This is a genomic window from Bacillus smithii, from assembly GCF_001050115.1.
Taxonomy (GTDB): domain Bacteria; phylum Bacillota; class Bacilli; order Bacillales; family DSM-4216; genus Bacillus_O; species Bacillus_O smithii.
On the sequence record NZ_CP012024.1, the window covers coordinates 137,612 to 158,048 of the forward strand.

35 protein-coding genes are annotated in these 20,437 nt (G+C 42.0%); all 35 read left to right on the forward strand.

The genetic code is table 11. From position 1 onward, the window contains the following. The first annotated feature begins 757 nt into the window (after nt 1-757). The 35 genes from rpsJ (at nt 758) to rpsI (ending at nt 19,912) form a co-directional block, all read left to right on the forward strand. Complete coding sequence (rpsJ, locus tag BSM4216_RS00645) at nt 758-1,066, forward strand: 30S ribosomal protein S10 (protein ID WP_003354783.1); 309 nt, start codon at nt 758-760, stop codon at nt 1,064-1,066. A 34-nt stretch (nt 1,067-1,100) separates the two neighbouring features. Then, the gene (gene rplC / locus BSM4216_RS00650) at nt 1,101-1,733 is read left to right on the forward strand and encodes a 50S ribosomal protein L3 (protein WP_003354782.1); all 633 of its coding nucleotides are present in this window, start codon (nt 1,101-1,103) and stop codon (nt 1,731-1,733) included. A 29-nt stretch (nt 1,734-1,762) separates the two neighbouring features. Next, nucleotides 1,763-2,386 (forward strand): 50S ribosomal protein L4, encoded by a 624-nt coding sequence (gene rplD / locus BSM4216_RS00655; protein WP_048622374.1) that lies wholly within the window; start codon nt 1,763-1,765, stop codon nt 2,384-2,386. Beyond that, entirely contained in the window at nt 2,386-2,670 is a 285-nt protein-coding gene (gene rplW, locus BSM4216_RS00660) for a 50S ribosomal protein L23 (RefSeq protein WP_048622375.1), read from the forward strand. Before rplD ends, rplW begins: the two co-directional genes overlap by 1 nt. 26 nt (nt 2,671-2,696) lie before the next feature. Continuing rightward, a complete protein-coding gene (rplB, locus tag BSM4216_RS00665; protein ID WP_048622376.1) occupies nt 2,697-3,527 on the forward strand; it encodes a 50S ribosomal protein L2 in 831 nt (276 codons plus the stop codon). A 60-nt stretch (nt 3,528-3,587) separates the two neighbouring features. After that, nucleotides 3,588-3,866, forward strand: coding sequence for a 30S ribosomal protein S19 (gene rpsS, locus BSM4216_RS00670; RefSeq protein WP_048622377.1), 279 nt, complete (start codon nt 3,588-3,590; stop codon nt 3,864-3,866). An 18-nt stretch (nt 3,867-3,884) separates the two neighbouring features. After that, nucleotides 3,885-4,226 carry a 50S ribosomal protein L22 gene (gene rplV / locus BSM4216_RS00675; RefSeq protein ID WP_048622378.1) on the forward strand — a complete coding sequence of 114 codons (342 nt, stop codon included), beginning with the start codon at nt 3,885-3,887 and terminating at the stop codon, nt 4,224-4,226. Between the two features lie 3 nt (nt 4,227-4,229). Further along, a complete protein-coding gene (gene rpsC / locus BSM4216_RS00680) occupies nt 4,230-4,886 on the forward strand; it encodes a 30S ribosomal protein S3 (protein WP_003354776.1) in 657 nt (218 codons plus the stop codon). A 1-nt stretch (nt 4,887) separates the two neighbouring features. Beyond that, entirely contained in the window at nt 4,888-5,322 is a 435-nt protein-coding gene (rplP, locus tag BSM4216_RS00685; RefSeq protein WP_003354774.1) for a 50S ribosomal protein L16, read from the forward strand. After that, a complete protein-coding gene (gene rpmC, locus BSM4216_RS00690) occupies nt 5,312-5,515 on the forward strand; it encodes a 50S ribosomal protein L29 (RefSeq protein ID WP_003354772.1) in 204 nt (67 codons plus the stop codon). Before rplP ends, rpmC begins: the two co-directional genes overlap by 11 nt. Before the next feature lie 19 nt (nt 5,516-5,534). Then, nucleotides 5,535-5,798 (forward strand): 30S ribosomal protein S17, encoded by a 264-nt coding sequence (gene rpsQ / locus BSM4216_RS00695; RefSeq protein WP_003354771.1) that lies wholly within the window; start codon nt 5,535-5,537, stop codon nt 5,796-5,798. 45 nt (nt 5,799-5,843) lie between these two features. Next, complete coding sequence (gene rplN / locus BSM4216_RS00700; protein ID WP_003354770.1) at nt 5,844-6,212, forward strand: 50S ribosomal protein L14; 369 nt, start codon at nt 5,844-5,846, stop codon at nt 6,210-6,212. A 42-nt stretch (nt 6,213-6,254) separates the two neighbouring features. Further along, the gene (gene rplX / locus BSM4216_RS00705; RefSeq protein WP_003354769.1) at nt 6,255-6,566 is read left to right on the forward strand and encodes a 50S ribosomal protein L24; all 312 of its coding nucleotides are present in this window, start codon (nt 6,255-6,257) and stop codon (nt 6,564-6,566) included. A 26-nt stretch (nt 6,567-6,592) separates the two neighbouring features. Then, nucleotides 6,593-7,132: a 50S ribosomal protein L5 gene (gene rplE, locus BSM4216_RS00710; RefSeq protein ID WP_003354768.1), complete on the forward strand. Its 540-nt coding sequence runs from the start codon at nt 6,593-6,595 to the stop codon at nt 7,130-7,132. Nucleotides 7,133-7,164: 32 nt separating this feature from the next. After that, complete coding sequence (locus BSM4216_RS00715) at nt 7,165-7,350, forward strand: type Z 30S ribosomal protein S14 (protein WP_003354767.1); 186 nt, start codon at nt 7,165-7,167, stop codon at nt 7,348-7,350. Nucleotides 7,351-7,380: 30 nt separating this feature from the next. Beyond that, complete coding sequence (gene rpsH, locus BSM4216_RS00720) at nt 7,381-7,779, forward strand: 30S ribosomal protein S8 (RefSeq protein ID WP_003354766.1); 399 nt, start codon at nt 7,381-7,383, stop codon at nt 7,777-7,779. A 32-nt stretch (nt 7,780-7,811) separates the two neighbouring features. Then, a complete protein-coding gene (gene rplF / locus BSM4216_RS00725; protein WP_048622379.1) occupies nt 7,812-8,348 on the forward strand; it encodes a 50S ribosomal protein L6 in 537 nt (178 codons plus the stop codon). 32 nt (nt 8,349-8,380) lie between these two features. Next, on the forward strand, nt 8,381-8,743 hold the full coding sequence (gene rplR, locus BSM4216_RS00730; protein ID WP_003354764.1) for a 50S ribosomal protein L18: 363 nt from the start codon (nt 8,381-8,383) through the stop codon (nt 8,741-8,743). A 21-nt stretch (nt 8,744-8,764) separates the two neighbouring features. After that, nucleotides 8,765-9,265: a 30S ribosomal protein S5 gene (gene rpsE / locus BSM4216_RS00735; protein WP_003354763.1), complete on the forward strand. Its 501-nt coding sequence runs from the start codon at nt 8,765-8,767 to the stop codon at nt 9,263-9,265. Between the two features lie 12 nt (nt 9,266-9,277). Then, entirely contained in the window at nt 9,278-9,460 is a 183-nt protein-coding gene (rpmD, locus tag BSM4216_RS00740; RefSeq protein WP_003354761.1) for a 50S ribosomal protein L30, read from the forward strand. Between the two features lie 33 nt (nt 9,461-9,493). Then, nucleotides 9,494-9,934 (forward strand): 50S ribosomal protein L15, encoded by a 441-nt coding sequence (gene rplO, locus BSM4216_RS00745; protein ID WP_048622380.1) that lies wholly within the window; start codon nt 9,494-9,496, stop codon nt 9,932-9,934. Next, nucleotides 9,934-11,226: a preprotein translocase subunit SecY gene (gene secY / locus BSM4216_RS00750; protein WP_048622381.1), complete on the forward strand. Its 1,293-nt coding sequence runs from the start codon at nt 9,934-9,936 to the stop codon at nt 11,224-11,226. The genes rplO and secY overlap by 1 nt, the downstream gene beginning before the upstream one ends. Nucleotides 11,227-11,275: 49 nt before the next feature. Further along, nucleotides 11,276-11,929 carry an adenylate kinase gene (locus BSM4216_RS00755; protein WP_003354758.1) on the forward strand — a complete coding sequence of 218 codons (654 nt, stop codon included), beginning with the start codon at nt 11,276-11,278 and terminating at the stop codon, nt 11,927-11,929. A 482-nt stretch (nt 11,930-12,411) separates the two neighbouring features. Then, nucleotides 12,412-12,630 carry a translation initiation factor IF-1 gene (gene infA, locus BSM4216_RS00760; protein ID WP_003354757.1) on the forward strand — a complete coding sequence of 73 codons (219 nt, stop codon included), beginning with the start codon at nt 12,412-12,414 and terminating at the stop codon, nt 12,628-12,630. 35 nt (nt 12,631-12,665) lie between these two features. Then, a complete protein-coding gene (gene rpmJ / locus BSM4216_RS00765) occupies nt 12,666-12,779 on the forward strand; it encodes a 50S ribosomal protein L36 (protein ID WP_003156543.1) in 114 nt (37 codons plus the stop codon). A 21-nt stretch (nt 12,780-12,800) separates the two neighbouring features. Further along, the gene (gene rpsM, locus BSM4216_RS00770) at nt 12,801-13,166 is read left to right on the forward strand and encodes a 30S ribosomal protein S13 (RefSeq protein ID WP_003354756.1); all 366 of its coding nucleotides are present in this window, start codon (nt 12,801-12,803) and stop codon (nt 13,164-13,166) included. A gap of 24 nt (nt 13,167-13,190) precedes the next feature. Further along, nucleotides 13,191-13,580, forward strand: a complete 390-nt coding sequence (gene rpsK, locus BSM4216_RS00775) for a 30S ribosomal protein S11 (protein ID WP_003354755.1) — start codon at nt 13,191-13,193, stop codon at nt 13,578-13,580. 165 nt (nt 13,581-13,745) lie between these two features. Further along, entirely contained in the window at nt 13,746-14,690 is a 945-nt protein-coding gene (locus BSM4216_RS00780; protein ID WP_003354754.1) for a DNA-directed RNA polymerase subunit alpha, read from the forward strand. 45 nt (nt 14,691-14,735) lie between these two features. Next, on the forward strand, nt 14,736-15,131 hold the full coding sequence (rplQ, locus tag BSM4216_RS00785) for a 50S ribosomal protein L17 (protein WP_003354753.1): 396 nt from the start codon (nt 14,736-14,738) through the stop codon (nt 15,129-15,131). Nucleotides 15,132-15,670: 539 nt separating this feature from the next. Continuing rightward, nucleotides 15,671-16,513 (forward strand): energy-coupling factor ABC transporter ATP-binding protein, encoded by an 843-nt coding sequence (locus BSM4216_RS00790; protein ID WP_003354752.1) that lies wholly within the window; start codon nt 15,671-15,673, stop codon nt 16,511-16,513. Beyond that, nucleotides 16,489-17,358 carry an energy-coupling factor ABC transporter ATP-binding protein gene (locus BSM4216_RS00795; protein WP_048622382.1) on the forward strand — a complete coding sequence of 290 codons (870 nt, stop codon included), beginning with the start codon at nt 16,489-16,491 and terminating at the stop codon, nt 17,356-17,358. The genes BSM4216_RS00790 and BSM4216_RS00795 overlap by 25 nt, the downstream gene beginning before the upstream one ends. Further along, entirely contained in the window at nt 17,355-18,152 is a 798-nt protein-coding gene (locus tag BSM4216_RS00800) for an energy-coupling factor transporter transmembrane component T family protein (protein ID WP_048622383.1), read from the forward strand. Before BSM4216_RS00795 ends, BSM4216_RS00800 begins: the two co-directional genes overlap by 4 nt. 14 nt (nt 18,153-18,166) lie before the next feature. Beyond that, on the forward strand, nt 18,167-18,910 hold the full coding sequence (gene truA / locus BSM4216_RS00805; RefSeq protein ID WP_048622384.1) for a tRNA pseudouridine(38-40) synthase TruA: 744 nt from the start codon (nt 18,167-18,169) through the stop codon (nt 18,908-18,910). A gap of 150 nt (nt 18,911-19,060) precedes the next feature. Beyond that, nucleotides 19,061-19,498, forward strand: a complete 438-nt coding sequence (gene rplM / locus BSM4216_RS00810; protein WP_003354746.1) for a 50S ribosomal protein L13 — start codon at nt 19,061-19,063, stop codon at nt 19,496-19,498. A 21-nt stretch (nt 19,499-19,519) separates the two neighbouring features. Continuing rightward, nucleotides 19,520-19,912: a 30S ribosomal protein S9 gene (rpsI, locus tag BSM4216_RS00815; RefSeq protein WP_003354745.1), complete on the forward strand. Its 393-nt coding sequence runs from the start codon at nt 19,520-19,522 to the stop codon at nt 19,910-19,912. The last annotated feature ends 525 nt before the right edge of the window (nt 19,913-20,437 follow it).

Below are 20,437 nucleotides of genomic sequence, written 5' to 3' on the forward strand. Positions count from 1 at the left end.
TAACAAAACAAAGCTCTTTCTGTCGAAGGTCATATCGAGTAAATGAGGCGGATAGATGGTGTGAAAGTGCATGTACTTACCCGGGGAGGTCTGGCGGATATGTGAAGTACTCTTCATAACCTACTTAGTGATAAGTAGCTGAACCGTCAGAAGTCAGCAGAGGTCATAGTATTAGTTGGTCTAGAACAACTAAGAAGGACCGAACAATTAAGAGAGAATAGCCCTTGGTATTCAGTGAGTCATGATGAACACAGAAAACGTAGTACCTCACTTGAGGGAGGAAGCGGTGAATCCCGTGGGAGACCTCTTGGAGGGTGGAGTGACCACTGGCATAAAGAGAACAGCTATTCACGGAAGTTATAAAGACTTGCGTCAATTATCTTAATTGAACCGCCGTATACGGAACCGTACGTACGGTGGTGTGAGAGGACGGGAGTTAATCGCTCCCTCCTACTCGATTAGTTTGAATCTTGCGGGCTGAATGGTTTCCAGCGTGAATCCTCAAAGGATTGGCGTTTTTTACCGCCGTCTTGAATTCATCATGTTATCCAAGTATAATGGTTACGGCTTGCCTCTTTGTATGTGCAAAAATGTGTTGCTATTGTACTGTATTTTATGTATAATAGACAATGTTGGTTTTTGACTGCGATGAAGTGGAAGGTTGCTGACACACCCGGCCGCTTTGCCATGGCGAGTGTGTGAGGAAATTTCCATGGAGAATGTCTATTTGAAAATAGGCGGAGAAGGAGGGAAAATAATGGCAAAACAAAAGATTCGCATTCGTTTAAAAGCTTATGATCACAGAATTTTAGATCAATCTGCTGAAAAGATTGTGGAAACTGCGAAACGCTCTGGCGCTGCAGTATCTGGTCCGATTCCGTTGCCAACGGAAAAATCGGTTTATACAATTCTTCGTGCGGTGCACAAATATAAAGATTCTCGTGAACAATTTGAAATGCGTACTCATAAGCGTCTGATTGATATTGTGAATCCAACACCACAAACTGTTGATTCACTTATGAGATTAGATCTTCCATCTGGTGTTGACATTGAAATTAAATTGTAAAGATAAAGCAGATCATTATTAGGAGGTGTGACTGATGACCAAAAAAGGAATCTTAGGAAGAAAAATTGGCATGACGCAAGTGTTTGCAGAAAATGGTGATTTAATTCCGGTAACTGTTATCGAAGCAACTCCGAATGTTGTGTTGCAAAAGAAAACAGTTGAAACGGACGGTTACGAAGCTATTCAATTAGGATTTGAAGATCTACGCGAAAAATTAGCTAACAAACCGCAAAAAGGCCATGCTGCAAAAGCAAACACTGCTCCTAAGCGCTTCATTCGCGAAATTCGCGGGGTTGATCTCAGCCAATATGAAGTTGGTCAAGAAGTCAAAGTTGATATTTTCGCTGAAGGCGATGTAGTAGATGTTACAGGAGTAACTAAAGGAAAAGGATTCCAAGGGGCTATTAAACGCCACGGACAATCTCGCGGTCCAATGGCTCACGGTTCTCGTTATCATCGTCGCCCTGGTTCGATGGGTCCAATTGCTCCGAACAGAGTATTTAAATCAAAAGAACTTCCTGGACGCATGGGCGGAGAACAAGTAACGATTCAAAATCTTGAAATCGTAAAAGTGGATCCTGAACGTAATGTGATCCTTATTAAAGGCAATGTTCCTGGACCGAAAAAATCGTTAGTAAAAATCCAAACTGCGGTTAAATCATTATAAAATCTGACGAAAGAAAGGAGGAAACAGGAATGCCAAAAGTAGCTTTATACAATCAAAGCGGAACTAAAGTAGGAGATATCGAATTAAATGATTCCATCTTTGGTATTACACCAAATGAACATGTATTGCATGAAGCGGTCGTAATGCAAAGAGCTTCATTGCGCCAAGGCACACATAAAGTGAAAAATCGCTCCGAAGTTAGCGGTGGAGGACGCAAACCATGGCGTCAAAAAGGAACCGGTCGCGCTCGTCAAGGTTCGATTCGTGCACCACAATGGCGCGGAGGTGGTACCGTATTTGGACCAACACCACGCAGCTACAGCTATAAGCTTCCAAAGAAAATGCGCCGTTTGGCCATCAAATCAGCGCTTTCTTCTAAAGTGAATGAAAATAACATTGTAGTAGTGGATGCGTTGAAATTTGATGCTCCAAAAACAAAAGAATTTGTAAAGGTCCTTAAAAACCTTTCAGTAGATACAAAAGCGCTTGTTGTAACGGATGGTTCCGACGAAAACGTTTTGCTTTCAGCTCGCAACATTCCTGGAGTGACAGTTGTTGATACGAACGGCATCAATGTAATAAACGTACTAGATCATGATAAATTAATCATGACAAAATCTGCCGTTGAAAAAGTAGAGGAGGTGCTTGCATAATGGATGCCCGCGATATTATTAAGCGCCCCGTCATTACTGAACGTTCAATGGATCAAACATCTCAAAAAAAATACACTTTTGAAGTTGATGTAAAAGCGAACAAAACTCAAGTGAAACAAGCTGTCGAAGAAATTTTCGACGTGAAGGTAGCAAAAGTCAACATTATGAACTATAAAGGAAAATTCAAACGCATGGGACGTTTCGCTGGATATACAAACAAACGTCGCAAAGCGATTGTTACGTTAACTCCTGAAAGCAAAGAAATTGAATTATTTGAAGCCTAATTCAAAAGAAGAGGAGGGAATAAAGAATGGCGATCAAAAAGTACAAACCAACTAGCAACGGTCGTCGCGGCATGACGGTATCTGATTTTGCCGAAATCACAACGGATACTCCAGAGAAATCGTTGCTAGCGCCTTTAAATAAGAAAGGCGGCCGCAACAACCAAGGGAAAATCACTGTTCGTCATCAAGGCGGCGGTCATAAACGCCAATACCGCATTATCGATTTTAAACGCGATAAAGATGGCATACCAGGACGCGTTGCTACGATCGAATATGATCCAAACCGCTCCGCCAATATTGCTTTAATCAACTATGTAGATGGAGAAAAACGTTATATCTTAGCTCCTAAAAATTTAAAGGTCGGCATGGAAGTAATGTCTGGACCTGAAGCGGATATTAAAGTCGGAAATGCATTGCCGCTTGCCAACATTCCAGTCGGTACAATTATTCACAACATCGAATTAAAACCTGGAAAAGGTGGACAATTAGTTCGTTCTGCCGGAACATCTGCACAAGTACTTGGGAAAGAAGGAAAATATGTACTTGTTCGTTTGACTTCCGGTGAAGTAAGAATGATTTTAGCTGCTTGCCGTGCTACGATCGGCCAAGTTGGTAACGAACAACATGAATTAATTAATATCGGAAAAGCCGGACGTTCTCGTTGGCTTGGTAAACGCCCAACTGTTCGCGGATCTGTTATGAACCCGAACGACCATCCACACGGTGGTGGGGAAGGACGTGCTCCAATTGGACGTAAAACTCCTGTTACGCCATGGGGTAAACCGACTCTTGGATATAAAACTCGCAAGAAAAACCATAAAGGCGATAAATTTATCGTACGCAGCCGCAAAAAATAATAAGATTGCACTACGGTTCGATTTAAGAGCCGTAGAACAATCAAGAAGGGAGGTACCAATATGGGTCGCAGCTTGAAAAAAGGACCATTTGTTGATGACCATTTAATGAAAAAGATTGAAAAATTGAATGAAAGTGATAAGAAGCAAGTAATTAAAACTTGGTCTCGTCGTTCAACGATTTTTCCATCTTTTATCGGACATACAATTGCTGTTTACGATGGCCGTAAACATGTGCCTGTATACATTACTGAAGATATGGTAGGCCATAAGTTGGGAGAATTTGCACCAACTCGTACTTTCAGAGGCCATGCCGGTGACGACAAGAAAACAAGACGTTAATGAGAGGAGGTTATCCTAATGCAAGCTAAAGCTGTTGCAAAAACAGTTCGAATTGCTCCTCGTAAAGCTCGCTTAGTGGTTGATTTGATCCGAGGAAAGCAAGTAGGTGAAGCTGTTGCGATTTTACGTCTTACTCCAAAAGCAGCATCTCCTATCGTTGAAAAAGTATTAAAATCTGCTGTTGCGAATGCAGAACATAACTATGACATGGACGTAAACAATCTTGTGGTTTCTGAAGCCTATGTGGATGAAGGTCCGACTTTAAAAAGATTTCGTCCTCGCGCTATGGGAAGAGCTAGCCAAATTAATAAACGCACAAGCCACATTACGATCGTGGTATCAGAAAAAAAGGAGGGATAATTCGTGGGTCAAAAAGTACATCCTAACGGTTTGCGTATTGGTGTAATCCGTGATTGGGATTCGAAATGGTACGCAGAAAAAGATTACGCAGACCTTTTACACGAAGACTTAAAAATTCGTGAATATATTGCAAAACGCCTAGAAGATGCATCCGTTTCCCGTGTGGAAATCGAACGTGCGGCAAACCGTATCAACATCACGATTCATACTGCAAAACCTGGAATGGTTATTGGTAAAGGCGGTACTGAAGTTGAAGCTCTCCGCAAAGCTTTAAACGATTTAACCGGAAAACGAGTTCACATCAATATTGTCGAAATTAAGAAAGCTGATTTAGACGCTAAATTAGTTGCAGAAAACATCGCTCGTCAACTTGAAAACCGTGTATCTTTCCGTCGTGCACAAAAACAAGCAATCAGTCGTGCTATGCGTGCAGGCGCTAAAGGAATCAGAACAATGGTTTCAGGACGTTTAGGCGGGGCTGATATTGCTCGTTCTGAACATTACAGTGAAGGAACTGTTCCTCTTCATACTCTTCGCGCTGACATTGATTATGCTCATGCAGAAGCTGATACAACTTATGGAAAACTCGGCGTGAAAGTATGGATTTATCGTGGAGAAGTCCTTCCTGCTAAGAAGAAATCTGAGGAAGGAGGAAATTAATATGTTAATGCCAAAACGTGTTAAATATCGCCGTGAACATCGCGGAAAAATGCGCGGACGAGCAAAAGGCGGTACAGAAGTTTCATTCGGAGAATTCGGCCTTCAAGCTCTTGAATCGGCTTGGATCACAAACCGTCAAATCGAAGCTGCCCGTATTGCGATGACTCGTTATACTAAACGTGGCGGTAAAGTTTGGATTAAGATCTTCCCTCATAAACCGTATACGGCTAAACCGTTGGAAGTACGGATGGGTTCCGGTAAAGGGGCTCCTGAAGGATGGGTAGCTGTTGTAAAACCAGGCAAAATCATGTTTGAAATTGCCGGTGTATCAGAAGAAGTTGCACGCGAAGCGCTTCGTCTTGCATCTCACAAACTGCCGATTAAGTGCAAGATTGTAAAACGTGAAGAAATTGGTGGTGAATCAAATGAAGGCTAATGAAATCCGTGAACTTACCACTGCCGAAATTGAACAAAAAATCAAGTCTTTAAAAGAAGAGCTCTTTAACCTTCGCTTTCAATTAGCGACTGGTCAGCTTGAAAATACTGCTCGTATTCGTGAAGTACGTAAAGCGATCGCTCGTATGAAAACTGTTATTCGCGAAAGAGAGATCGGTGTTAACAATCGATAATTGAAAGGAGGTTTGCCTAATGAGCGAACGTAATAACCGAAAAGTTTATACTGGACGCGTTGTTTCTGACAAAATGGATAAAACTATTACCGTTTTGGTGGAAACATACAAAAAACATTCACTTTACGGGAAACGGGTTAAATACTCGAAAAAATATAAAGCTCATGATGAATTAAATGAAGCAAAAGTAGGCGATATTGTTCGTATTATGGAGACTCGCCCGCTCTCTGCTACGAAACGTTTCCGCTTAGTGGAAATTGTTGAAAAAGCTGTTATCATTTAATTAATTTGTTCGGATTGATGCTCATTCCGAAGGGAGGTTACACAAATGATCCAACAAGAATCCAGATTAAAAGTTGCTGACAACTCTGGAGCTCGCGAAGTTCTTACGATCAAAGTTTTAGGTGGTTCCGGACGCAAAACCGCTAATATTGGTGATGTGATTGTGTGTACGGTTAAACAAGCAACACCAGGAGGCGTTGTCAAAAAAGGCGACGTTGTAAAAGCGGTAATTGTGCGTACAAAACGCGGTGTTCGCCGTTCTGACGGTTCCTACATCCGTTTTGATGAAAATGCTTGTGTCATTATTCGTGATGACAAGAGCCCTCGCGGAACTCGTATTTTTGGACCTGTGGCACGCGAATTGCGCGACAATAACTTTATGAAAATCGTATCTCTTGCTCCAGAAGTAATTTAATAATCCAAATATTTTTCAGGCCTTTCAAGGAGGTGCTACAAAATGCATGTAAAAAAAGGCGATAAAGTAATGGTGATCTCCGGTAAAGATAAAGGAAAAACTGGGGTTATCCTAGCGGCATTTCCTAAGAAAAACCGCGTGATTGTGGAAGGAGTAAACATTGTTAAAAAACATGCGAAGCCTTCTCAATTGAATCCTCAAGGCGGTATCATCAGCCAAGAGGCACCTATACATGTATCAAATGTTATGCCTTTAGATCCGAAAACGAATGAGCCTACCCGAGTAGGCTATCAAATTGTGGACGGTAAGAAAATTAGAATTGCTAAAAAATCTGGTCAACCATTAGATAAATAGTTTTTAGATGAAGGGAGGTATTCTAAATGAACCGCCTAAAAGAAAAATATCTTAAAGAAATTACTCCTGCATTAATGAAAAAATTCAACTACAAATCTGTTATGCAAGTACCTAAAATCGAAAAAGTAGTTGTCAACATGGGTGTAGGTGACGCTGTACAAAATGCTAAAGCATTAGACAATGCTGTAGAAGAATTGTCACTTATTACTGGACAAAAACCTCTTGTTACCCGTGCAAAAAAATCAATTGCTGGATTCCGTCTTCGCGAAGGAATGCCGATTGGTGCGAAAGTTACCCTTCGCGGCGAACGCATGTATGAATTTCTTGATAAACTAATTTCCGTTTCTCTACCTCGTGTAAGAGACTTCCGTGGTGTTTCTAAAAAAGCGTTTGACGGCCGTGGCAATTACACATTAGGAATTAAAGAACAATTGATTTTCCCTGAAATTGATTACGATAAAGTAAGCAAAGTGCGCGGAATGGATATTGTTATTGTTACGACTGCCAATACAGACGAAGAAGCACGTGAACTGTTGACTGAATTTGGAATGCCATTTCAAAAATAATCGCTCTTAACATACAAAAAGGAGGCGACATCGTGGCTAAAAAATCAATGATCGTGAAACAAAAACGGCCTCAAAAGTTTAAAGTGCGTGAATATACACGCTGCGAACGCTGCGGACGTCCACATTCCGTTTATCGCAAATTTAAACTTTGCCGTATTTGTTTCCGTGAACTCGCATATAAAGGTCAAATTCCTGGCGTGAAAAAAGCTAGCTGGTAATACCCGAATTAGGGAAGGAGGTAAAAACCTATGGTAATGACAGATCCAATTGCAGATATGTTGACTCGTATCCGTAATGCGAATATGGTTCGTCACGAAAAATTAGAACTTCCGGCTTCAAAAATCAAAAAAGAAATCGCTGAAATCTTAAAACGTGAAGGTTTTATTCGTGACGTTGAATACATTGAAGACAATAAACAAGGCATTATCCGTATTTTTCTGAAATTCGGACCGAACAACGAACGCGTAATTACTGGTTTGAAAAGAATCAGTAAACCAGGTTTGCGTGTTTACGCAAAAGCGGACGAAGTGCCTAAAGTTTTAAACGGCTTAGGAATCGCAATTGTTTCCACTTCTCAAGGTGTGTTAACAGACAAAGAAGCACGTGCTAAAAAAGTGGGCGGAGAAGTTTTAGCTTACATTTGGTAATAATTCTCTTTATGAATGGAGGTGCAGCTTAAATGTCTCGTATCGGAAAAAAACCTATTGAAATTCCATCAGGCGTTACTGTTACCGTTGAAAAAAATACCGTAACAGTAAAAGGGCCGAAGGGAAGTCTTACCCGGACCTTTAACCCAGATTTTAACATTGAAGTAAGAGAAAAAGAAATTATTGTAACACGGCCTTCTGATTCAAAAGAACACCGTGCTCTCCACGGAACGACTCGCGCACTTTTGGCCAATATGGTCGAAGGTGTTTCAAAAGGATTTGAAAAATCCCTTGAATTGATCGGGGTTGGATACCGTGCGCAAAAACAAGGTAAAAAACTTGTTTTAAACGTAGGTTACTCACATCCAGTAGAAATAGAACCTGAAGAAGGCATCGAAATCGAAGTTCCTTCTAATACGAAAATCGTCGTTAAAGGGGTAAGCAAAGAGCGTGTAGGCGCCCTTGCTGCCAATATCCGCGATGTTCGTCCACCTGAACCTTACAAAGGAAAAGGTATTCGCTATGAAGGAGAATATGTACGCCGCAAAGAAGGTAAAACAGGGAAGTAATGCCGCTTAGGTAAAGAAAGGAGTGAGCTTTGGTGATTACAAAACCAGATAAAAACAAAGTGCGCAAAAAAAGACATGCACGTGTACGTACGAAAATTTCCGGTACTTCTGCTCGTCCGCGTTTAAATGTTTATCGTTCCAATAAACACATTTATGCTCAGCTGATCGATGATACGAAAGGAGTAACTCTTGCCAGCGCTTCAACATTAGAAAAGGATTTCGATTTAGAATCCACTGGTAATGTCGAAGCTGCAGCGAAAGTGGGAGAACTTATCGCTAAAAAAGCTGTTGAGAAAGGAATTACTTCTGTTGTATTTGACCGTGGTGGATATTTATATCATGGTCGTGTAAAAGCATTGGCTGATGCTGCACGCGAAAATGGCTTGCAATTTTAAGATAAAAGGAGGGAAACTTGAATGCGTCGCATTGATCCAAACAAGCTTGAATTAGAAGAACGCGTTGTTACCGTAAACCGTGTTGCGAAGGTTGTAAAAGGTGGTCGCCGTTTCCGTTTTTCTGCTCTTGTGGTTGTAGGTGACAAAAACGGCCATGTTGGATTCGGAACTGGAAAAGCGCAAGAAGTTCCGGATGCTATTCGTAAAGCGGTTGAGGATGCAAAGAAAAATCTTTTTGAAGTACCAAGAGTAGGAACGACGATTCCTCACGAAGTAATCGGACACTTTGGTGCAGGGGAAATTCTTTTAAAACCTGCATCTGAAGGTACGGGTGTTATTGCCGGCGGTCCTGTTCGTGCCGTATTGGAACTAGCAGGTGTAGGAGATATCCTTTCCAAATCCCTAGGTTCCAACACGCCGATCAATATGGTTCGTGCAACAGTAGACGGATTGAAACAATTAAAACGTGCTGAGGATGTAGCGAAATTGCGCGGTAAATCAGTAGAAGAACTGTTAGGATAAGGAGGGAGTAAAATGGCAAACAAGTTAGCAATTACCCTCACTCGCAGCTTGATCGGTCGTCCAAAAGATCAACGTGAAACAGTTAAAGCATTAGGGCTTCGTAAACTGCATCAAACCGTTGAACATGATGATAATCCAGCCATTCGTGGTATGATCAACAAAGTGTCTCATCTTGTAACTGTGAAAGAACAATAAGGATCGATCATTGAATAAGGAGGTGCTCGAAAAATGAAACTTCATGAGTTAAAACCTGCTGAAGGGGCTCGCAAAAAACGCAATCGTGTAGGCCGTGGTATTGGTTCAGGGAACGGAAAAACGTCCGGAAGAGGTCAAAAAGGACAAAACGCTCGTTCCGGCGGTGGTGTGCGTTTAGGTTTTGAAGGTGGGCAAACACCTTTATACAGAAGACTTCCAAAACGCGGCTTTACGAATATCAATCGAAAAGAATATGCTATTGTGAACCTGGAAGCATTAAATCGCTTTGAAGACGGTACAGAAGTAACTCCAGAACTTCTGATCAAAACAGGGGTTGTCAGCAAAGAAAAAGCAGGTATCAAAATTTTAGCGAAGGGTGCTATTGAGAAAAAATTAACGGTAAAAGCTCATAAGTTCTCTTCTGCTGCTAAAGAAGCTATTGAAGCTGCCGGCGGTAAAGCCGAGGTGATTTAATGTTTCGTACAGTCTCCAATTTTATGCGCGTGGGTGATATAAGAAAAAAAATTATATTCACCCTTCTTATGTTGATTGTGTTCCGTATCGGAACCTTTATCCCAGTGCCGAACGTTAATGCCGATGTATTTAAAATGCAAGAGCAGGTCGGACTTGTTGGCTTTTTAAATACTTTCGGGGGCGGTGCATTGAAAAACTTCTCCATTTTTGCAATGGGGATCATGCCCTACATTACTGCCTCCATTATTGTTCAATTGCTTCAGATGGATGTAGTTCCGAAATTCACGGAATGGTCGAAGCAAGGTGAAGTAGGAAGAAGAAAACTGAATCAGTTTACTCGTTATTTTACGATTGTACTAGGCTTCATTGAAGCTCTGGGAATGTCGTATGGATTCAATCGTTTATATGGAGGGCTGTTAATTGTAGGTAATGGCATTGGCACCTATCTCCTGATTGCTCTTGTATTGACGGCCGGCACCGCCTTCTTAATGTGGCTGGGAGAGCAAATTACCGCTAAAGGGGTCGGCAACGGAATCTCAATCATTATTTTTGCGGGAATCGTAGCAGGTATTCCAAACGGTATTAACCAAATTTATGCGCAGCAACTTCAAAATGCTGGAGATCAATTGTTCTTAAAAATTATTGTCCTACTTCTGATTGCTGTCGCCGTCTTAGCGATTGTGGTCGGTGTTATTTTTGTTCAGCAGGCTTTGCGAAAAATTCCTATTCAATACGCTAAACGTCTTGTTGGAAGAAGCCCTGTTGGAGGACAATCTACGCATTTGCCGTTAAAGGTTAATGCAGCCGGAGTAATCCCGGTTATCTTTGCGATCTCGTTTCTCATTGCTCCTCAAACGATTGCAACTTTCTTTGGAAACGAGAAAGTCACAAGTACGATCCATAATATTTTTGATTATACAAAACCTGTCGGCATGTTGATTTATGTCGCATTGATCATTGCGTTTTCTTATTTTTACGCTTTTGTGCAAGTGAATCCAGAACAATTAGCAGATAATCTAAAAAAGCAAGGCGGGTATATTCCGGGTATTCGGCCCGGCAAAAATACGCAAGATTATTTAACACGCGTTTTGTATCGTCTTACCTTTGCAGGGTCCATATTCCTTGCAGTGGTAGCTGTACTTCCTGTTTTCTTTGTTGATATTGTAGGACTTCCCCCTTCATCACGCATTGGAGGCACCAGTTTGTTGATCATTGTCGGGGTTGCCTTGGAAACGATGAAACAATTAGAAACGCAGCTTGTAAAACGTCACTACAAAGGGTTTATCAAATAGCTTGTTTCGATGATATATATGAACTTATTTAACCTGAGGGGGTAGAAGAGTGAATCTTGTATTAATGGGGCTGCCGGGTGCCGGAAAAGGTACGCAAGCCGAAAAAATTGTCGAGAAATACGAAATCCCTCATATTTCTACTGGAGATATGTTCCGTGCAGCTATGAAGGAGGGTACGGAGCTGGGTTTAAAAGCCAAGTCTTATATGGATAAAGGCGAGCTAGTTCCCGATGAAGTGACTATTGGCATCGTTCGCGAACGTCTAAGCAAAGACGACTGCAAAAAAGGATTTCTATTAGATGGATTTCCAAGAACCGTTGCTCAGGCTGAAGCGTTAGAGTCCATTATGAGCGATCTTGGAAAAAAGATCGATTATGTGATCAACATTGATGTCGATAAAGATTTACTGTTGGAACGGTTGACAGGACGCAGAATTTGCAAAAGCTGCGGATCCACCTATCATTTAGTCTTTAATCCTCCTAAAGTGGCTGGCAAATGTGACCGATGCGGAGGAGAACTGTATCAACGGGCTGACGACAATGCGGAAACGGTTCAAAACCGCTTGGATGTCAATTTAAAACAAGCAAAACCTTTGCTTGATTTTTATGGTGAAAAAGGCTATTTGAAAAATATTGACGGCACGCAGGAAATAAATAAGGTATTTGAAGATATTGATCAACTGCTAGGCAAGCTTGCTGATTAATATATTTTTGTTTAGGCTTGATCACAAGTTTCTTGTTGAAAAGCGACCCGTTTATCGGCTATGAAACGTCTTTCAAATTGGTCATCAAGATGAATTCATCATGTGTAGCTGATAGTGGAGTGGTCAACAATGAAAATGAACATTTTCAAGATCGGTTCCACTAGGATGGTGCCGCTTCCTGTTGTGTTTTACAGGAAAGATCGCTTTTATTGACCGTTGCGATAAGAGTTGATTTGTGATGAATTGGGTGATAAAATAAGTGTTTGATCGCCTTGTAGTTTCATTTTAATGAGTGAATCTGTTTTAGGCGGTTGCTGTTTTGTTTGACCACCTGATCAAACGGCTTAAACATACCCTTTTTTAAGTGGTTTTACTTCATATAGATGGTTGTGGCTGTCAGCATGTTTTTTGCAGCTTCGAGCAATGCCTAGACGATGAATCGTGAAGCGGGTCCTACAAGAAGGAAGAAGGGAGACGATACGATGGCGAAAGACGATGTTATTGAAGTAGAAGGTACCGTTACTGAGACTTTGCCAAATGCGATGTTTAAAGTGGAATTAGAAAATGGTCACACGGTGCTTGCGCACGTTTCTGGGAAAATCCGTATGCACTTCATCCGGATTTTGCCCGGGGATAAAGTAACGGTTGAGTTATCTCCGTACGACCTGACACGCGGTAGAATTACGTACCGTTATAAATAGTTTTGCACTCCGAAATAATTAAGGAGGTTTGGAAAATGAAAGTAAGACCGTCTGTTAAACCGATCTGCGAAAAATGCAAAGTCATTCGCAGAAAGGGAAAAGTTATGGTAATCTGTGAAAATCCAAAACATAAACAAAAACAAGGTTAATTTTGAAGGAGGTGCTCTTATATGGCACGTATTGCTGGTGTAGATATCCCGCGTGATAAACGTGTTGTGATTTCTTTAACTTATATTTATGGTATCGGTAAATCTACTGCTCAAAAAATCTTGGCAGAAGCTGGTGTTTCTGAAGATACTCGCGTTCGTGATTTAACAGATGAAGAAGTGAACAAAATCCGTGATCTTGTCGATAAATTAAAAGTTGAAGGAGATCTTCGCCGCGAAGTATCGCTGAACATTAAACGTTTAATGGAAATCGGCAGCTATCGTGGACTTCGTCATCGCCGCGGTTTACCTGTTCGTGGACAAAATACGAAAAACAATGCCCGCACACGTAAAGGTCCGCGCAAAACTGTAGCGAACAAGAAAAAATAATAGGTAAAGGAGGTAACACCAACAATGGCTCGTAAAACAACTACTCGTAAACGTCGTGTCAAAAAGAATATTGAAACTGGAATTGCGCACATTCGCTCTACATTTAACAATACGATTGTCACTATTACTGACGTCCATGGGAATGCTGTCGCTTGGTCAAGTGCAGGGGCTCTTGGTTTCAAAGGTTCCCGTAAATCCACTCCATTCGCAGCACAAATGGCAGCAGAAACAGCTGCAAAAGCTTCCATGGAACATGGAATGAAATCTCTTGAGGTAACAGTAAAAGGACCCGGTGCTGGACGTGAAGCTGCGATTCGTGCACTTCAAGCTGCCGGACTGGAAGTTACAGCAATTAAAGATGTGACTCCTGTACCTCATAATGGATGCCGTCCGCCAAAACGTCGCCGTGTTTAATTTTTCTGTATATTATTTGTATCTCTGTCAATAATGGGATACTAATGATATTTTTGTTTAAACAGAAAAAATCTTTTCATTGTGCACAATCGGGAACGAAAACATGGGGAATTTCGGTGATTGTTCTAGCCGGGGTTTCGACGTTTTAAAGGAGGGTATAATTGAATGATCGAGATTGAAAAACCAAAAATTGAAACGGTTGAGATCAGCGATGATGCCACTTATGGGAAGTTCGTCGTAGAACCACTTGAGCGTGGATATGGTACAACTTTGGGTAACTCCTTACGTCGTATCCTATTATCCTCACTCCCAGGTGCCGCTGTCACATCTATTCAAATAGACGGAGTTTTGCACGAGTTTTCAACAGTTGAAGGCGTCGTTGAAGATGTAACATCCATCATTTTGAACATAAAAAAATTAGCTTTAAAAATATATTCTGATGAAGAAAAGACGCTTGAAATTGATGTGCAGGGTGAAGGTGTTGTGACCGCTGCAGATATTACCCATGACAGCGATGTGGAAATTTTAAACCCTGATTTACACATTGCTACATTGGCGGAAAACGGCAGTTTGCGCATGCGGTTAACAGCGCGGCGTGGGCGCGGCTACACTCCAGCTGATCAAAACAAACGCGAAGATCATCCAATCGGCGTGATCCCGATAGATTCTATTTATACTCCAGTTTCAAGAGTGAACTATCAAGTAGAAAAGACGAGAGTTGGTCAAGTCGCCAACTACGATAAACTTTCGCTTGATGTCTGGACTGACGGCAGTATTGGACCGAAGGAAGCCGTTTCCCTTGGCGCCAAAATTTTAACAGAGCATTTAAATATCTTCGTTAATTTGACCGATGAGGCTCAAAATGCTGAAATTATGGTCGAAAAAGAAGAAGATCAAAAAGAAAAAGTTCTGGAAATGACGATCGAGGAATTGGATCTATCCGTTCGTTCCTACAACTGTCTAAAACGTGCGGGCATCAATACAGTACAAGAATTGGCAAATAAAACGGAAGAAGATATGATGAAAGTCCGAAACCTTGGACGAAAATCATTAGAAGAAGTAAAAGCCAAGTTAAATGAACTTGGGCTAAGTTTGCGTAAAGACGATTAATCATACGATTTTGTTATAGATAGCTCAACAAAGGAGGGAATCTTCATGTCTTATAGAAAGCTAGGACGTACAAGCGATCAGCGGAAAGCATTGCTTCGCGATTTGACAACAGATTTAATCATTAACGAACGCATTGAAACAACAGAAGCGCGTGCAAAGGAATTGCGCTCTGTCGTAGAAAAAATGATTACACTTGGCAAACGCGGAGATTTGCATGCTCGCCGTCAAGCAGCTGCCTTCTTGCGTCATGAAGTAGCAGATACTATTGAAGTAGAAGGTGCAGATGGAAAGAAAAAGGAAAAACCGGTTTACGCTTTGCAAAAATTGTTTAACGACGTCGCACCTCGTTATCAAGAACGCCAAGGCGGTTACACTCGCATTATGAAAATCGGACCTCGTCGTGGCGACGGTGCACCTATGGTCGTTATTGAATTAGTTTAATGACGAAGGTAGACCATTGGGGCGGGACAGTTGACAGCAACTGACCACTGCCCTTTTTCTATATTTTTAATGTACGCGATTGCAACAAAGCTTGAGCGTTATGATGAGCAATGATAAGACTCGTCTAGCTCGTGCGCCTCTTTTATTCGACATTCGTGAAAAGAGGCGCGGGCTTTTTTTGTATTTTGCGAAAATTATAATAAGATCATGCTGCTCTGCGGGCTGCAAAACAACGGTTTGATGGCGGGCTGATCTTCAGAGAAGAGATAGTGCTTAGCCTGTTAAAGAAGTACTTGGCAGTGGATGTTTGGTTTATTTTGCAAGGTTCTGTTTTTCGCCGGTTGTTCGGCATTCTGAGGACGCTTTTCGTCTCTTTAGAATCGTGTTAAATGAACCAAATATCTACTTGGGGCGCGCCAGCTTTTTATGGCACGTTTTAATGATGTCGATATGTGTCCGACTTTTGCTTCATCGTTTTGTCAAACTGTGGTATAAAGGAAAAGAAAGCAGGGACGGGTTCGTTTAGGGGGGGATTCGAATTGAAAAGAGAAATAGTTGTTCAGATTGAGCACGTATTTTTTCGTTATCCTGAACAACCGAGATATGCTCTTGAAGACGTAAGTCTATCGATCGCGAAAGGGGAATGGCTGGCGATCGTCGGCCATAACGGATCCGGGAAATCTACTTTGGCCAAATTACTAAACGGTCTTCATTTTCCTGAAAAAGGGAAAATTGTGGTGGGCGACATTTTGTTAGGGGAAGATACCGTTTGGGACATTCGCAAAAAAGTGGGGATGGTGTTTCAAAATCCTGACAATCAATTTGTAGGTACAACGGTGGAAGATGATGTCGCGTTCGGTTTAGAAAATAATGGTGTAGATCATGATGAAATGGTCATAAGAGTGCAAGAATCCTTGGAGAAAGTAGGAATGAGCGCTTTTGCCAGACAAGAACCGCATCATCTTTCTGGAGGGCAAAAACAGCGTGTGGCGATTGCCGGCGTTCTGGCGTTAAGACCGGATATTATTCTCCTAGACGAGGCTACATCTATGCTGGATCCCCGTGGCAGAGAAGAAGTTTTGGCTACGGTAAGAGAATTGAAGGAGGATCGCAATCTCACCGTTGTGTCGATTACACATGACTTGGAAGAAGCGGCAAAAGCGGATCGTGTGATCATTTTAAATAAAGGAAAGGTTTATAAAGAGGGAACTCCTGAGGAAATTTTTCAAATGGACGAAGAGCTGATAGCGCTCGGTCTTGATATCCCCTTTTCGGTCAGAATGAGCAAAGAGCTACGTTCACGGGGACTTCATATTCCCCAAAATCATTTGACAGAAGATGAGTTGGTGAATGATTTATGGACATTAAACTTCAACATGTAGAATATCGATATTCGGCCGGAACTCCATTTGAACGTTTTGCGCTCAAGGATGTTTCATTTGATATACCGGAAGGGACATTTCTTGCTGTCATCGGCCATACCGGTTCCGGGAAATCAACTCTTTTGCAGCATTTAAATGCTCTTTTGCAACCGACAAGCGGGCAAGTAAAAATAGGGGAGAACGTGATTGAGGCAGGCAGAAAAAATAAGAATTTAAAACCGATAAGGCAAAAAGTAGGGATTGTCTTTCAATTTCCGGAACACCAATTGTTTGAGGAAACCGTTGAAAAAGATATTTGTTACGGACCGATCAATTTTGGGGTGCCGGAAGAAGAGGCGAAACGGCGAGCACGTCTGGCAGCTAAGAAAGTAGGGCTGCCGGAGGATGTACTGCAGAAATCTCCATTTGACCTGTCAGGCGGCCAAATGAGAAGAGTGGCGATTGCTGGCGTACTGGCGATGGAACCGGAAGTGCTCGTTCTTGATGAACCGACCGCTGGTTTGGATCCGCGGGGAAGGCGGGAAATCATGGATCTCTTTTACAAGCTTCACCAAGAGAAAAAAATGACAACCATTTTAGTCACCCACAGTATGGAAGATGCTGCCTTATATGCTGATGAAATCGTCATTATGCATCAAGGAAAACTGGCCAGAAAAGGAAAGCCAGAAGAGATCTTTTCTTCCCCCGAGGAATTGTTTGGCTTAGGATTAAACGTGCCTGATGTTGTGAAGTTTCAATACATGTTTGAAAAAAAATCAGGAATCCGTTTAGGAAAAACGTGTTTATCCGTTCAAGAATTAGCTGATGAGTTGGAGCGGTTGTACAAGCGGGGTGGTCAGCCATGATGGAAAAGATGATTTTTGGACGCTATGTACCGGGAGATTCCATTGTACATAGGCTGGATCCGCGCTCAAAACTTGTCTTTGTGATTGCTTTTGTGTGTATTGTGTTTTTGGCCAATAATATGGCGACCTATGGCATTTTAACCGCATTTACGGTTTTCCTTATCTTTTTGTCCCGCATTCCGTTTCGTTTTTTGCTGGCGGGGTTGAAGCCGATTTTATGGTTGATCTTGTTTACGTTTTTACTTCAACTCTTTTTTACAAGAGAAGGGCCTCTCGTTTTTCAGCTGGGATTTATCAAATTTTATCAAGTGGGAATCCAGCAGGGAGTTTTTATCTCGTTGCGCTTTTTCATTCTGGTGTTGGTCACATCTTTATTGACGCTGACGACGACACCGATTTCGATTACGGACGGGCTGGAAAGCCTTCTTGGACCGTTTAAAAAAATCAAGCTTCCTGTCCACGAACTGGCGTTGATGATCTCGATAGCACTGCGGTTCATCCCTACTCTTATGGATGAGACAGAAAAAATTATGAAGGCGCAGACGGCTAGAGGAACTGATTTTTCCGGAGGGCCGCTTAAAGAAAGGATCAGAGCGGTTGTACCGCTATTAATTCCGCTGTTTGTCAGTTCTTTTAAACGTGCGGAAGATCTTGCCGTGGCCATGGAGGCGCGAGGCTATAAAGGCGGAGAAGGACGTACCAAATATCGTCTGTTGACTTGGAAACTTCGCGATACTTTTGTTCTTGTGATCATCGTTATTTTTGCTGTGGTGCTATGGCTATTAAGAAGCTAGATGGAGTGTCCTATATGGTTAGAATGAAATGTGTGATTTCGTATGATGGTTCAGGCTTTGCTGGTTATCAAATTCAACCGGCTAAAAGAACGGTCCAATCGGAAATAGAATCAGCATTAAAGGTCCTACATAAAGGAGAAGCAGTAAAAGTGACAGCATCGGGTCGGACCGATGCTGGCGTTCACGCTCGCGGTCAAGTGATCCATTTTGATACGTCCCTTCCGATTCCGGAAACAAAGTGGGTGCAAGTGTTAAATAGCATTTTTCCTGAAGATATTGCAGCCATTCAAGTAGAAGCGGTCGACGATGCCTTTCATGCGCGCTTTTCTGCAACGGGCAAAGAATACCGCTATCGACTGTATACCACTCCCCACCGCGATCCTTTAAAGAGGTTTTATGCCTATCATTTCCCTCATTCATTAAATATAGAGGCGATGGAAGAGGCAGCTCGTTATTTAACGGGAACGCACGATTTTACGAGCTTCTGTTCAGCTAAGACGGAGGTCAAGGATAAAGTACGAACCATCCGCAAAATAGCGATTGTCCAAGAAGGGGAGGAGATTGTTTTTCAGCTGGTCGGAAACGGTTTTTTGTACAATATGGTCAGGATTATCGTCGGCACTCTTTTGGAATGTGGGACAGGAAAACGATCTCCAGGAGAAATCCCTGAAATCTTAGAAGCGAAGGACAGATCGAAAGCCGGGAAAACCGTTCCGCCAGAGGGATTGTATTTATGGAACGTATTCTATGACAACTAATCCAGGCGTAACATTTTCTTGACATTGCTTTTAGAAACCTTTATCATAGATACGGTATGTTATTTAGCCCCACGATAAGCCCCGGAAACTTATTCGTGTTTTTAAATAAATCATATGAAACGACTTTGATTATATGGGAGGGTAAAAAACATGCGTACGACGTATATGGCGAAAGCAAATGAAATCGAACGTAAATGGTACGTTGTAGACGCCGAAGGCCAAACTTTGGGACGTCTTGCAAGTGAAGTAGCATCTATTTTGCGCGGTAAGCATAAACCAACTTACACACCGAATGTTGATACTGGTGACCACGTAATTATTATTAATGCGGAAAAAATTGAATTAACTGGCAAAAAATTAACGGACAAAATTTATTATCGCCACTCTCAACATCCAGGCGGATTAAAAGCTCGTACAGCTTTAGAAATGCGGACGAACTATCCTGAGAAAATGCTTGAATTAGCCGTTAAAGGAATGCTTCCAAAAGGCTCCCTTGGACGTCAAATGTTTAAAAAATTGCATGTCTATGCTGGTCCGGAACATCCACATCAAGCGCAAAAACCGGAAAATTATGAACTTCGCGGATAATTGAAAGAGGAGGGTATTAATTTGGCACAAGTTCAATATTACGGAACAGGTCGTCGTAAAAGCTCAGTTGCTCGCGTTCGTTTAGTTCCTGGCGATGGACGTATCGTCATTAACGGCCGCGATGTTGAAAATTATATTCCATTTGCAGCTTTACGTGAAGTGATTAAACAACCTTTAGTGATTACAGAAACGCTTGGAAATTATGATGTATTAGTAAACGTAAAAGGCGGCGGTTATACTGGTCAAGCAGGCGCTATTCGCCACGGAATCGCTCGTGCGCTGCTTCAAGCTGATCCGGAATATCGTCAACCACTAAAACGTGCAGGACTCTTGACTCGCGATGCACGCATGAAAGAACGTAAGAAGTATGGTCTCAAAGGCGCTCGTCGTGCACCACAATTCTCAAAACGTTAATTGTACGTATCAAAGGCTCTCAATCTTTATGGTTGGGGGTCTTTTTTATGTGCGCCCGGCATGTACATGAACTATAGGGTGTAAGTCCCGAACCCCGAAGACAGAAGTAGAGGTTAGCCAAGAGCAAGGGTGTCCGTGGTGACGCGGAATCTGAAGGAAGCTGGAGGCAAAACACCGGTCCGAGGAACACGAACCTCATATAAGGCTAGGTATGATTGAGTGAGTTTGCATAACAAAACAAAGCTCTTTCTGTCGAAGGTCATATCGAGTAAATGAGGCGGATAGATGGTGTGAAAGTGCATGTACTTACCCGGGGAGGTCTGGCGGATATGTGAAGTACTCTTCATAACCTACTTAGTGATAAGTAGCTGAACCGTCAGAAGTCAGCAGAGGTCATAGTATTAGTTGGTCTAGAACAACTAAGAAGGACCGAACAATTAAGAGAGAATAGCCCTTGGTATTCAGTGAGTCATGATGAACACAGAAAACGTAGTACCTCACTTGAGGGAGGAAGCGGTGAATCCC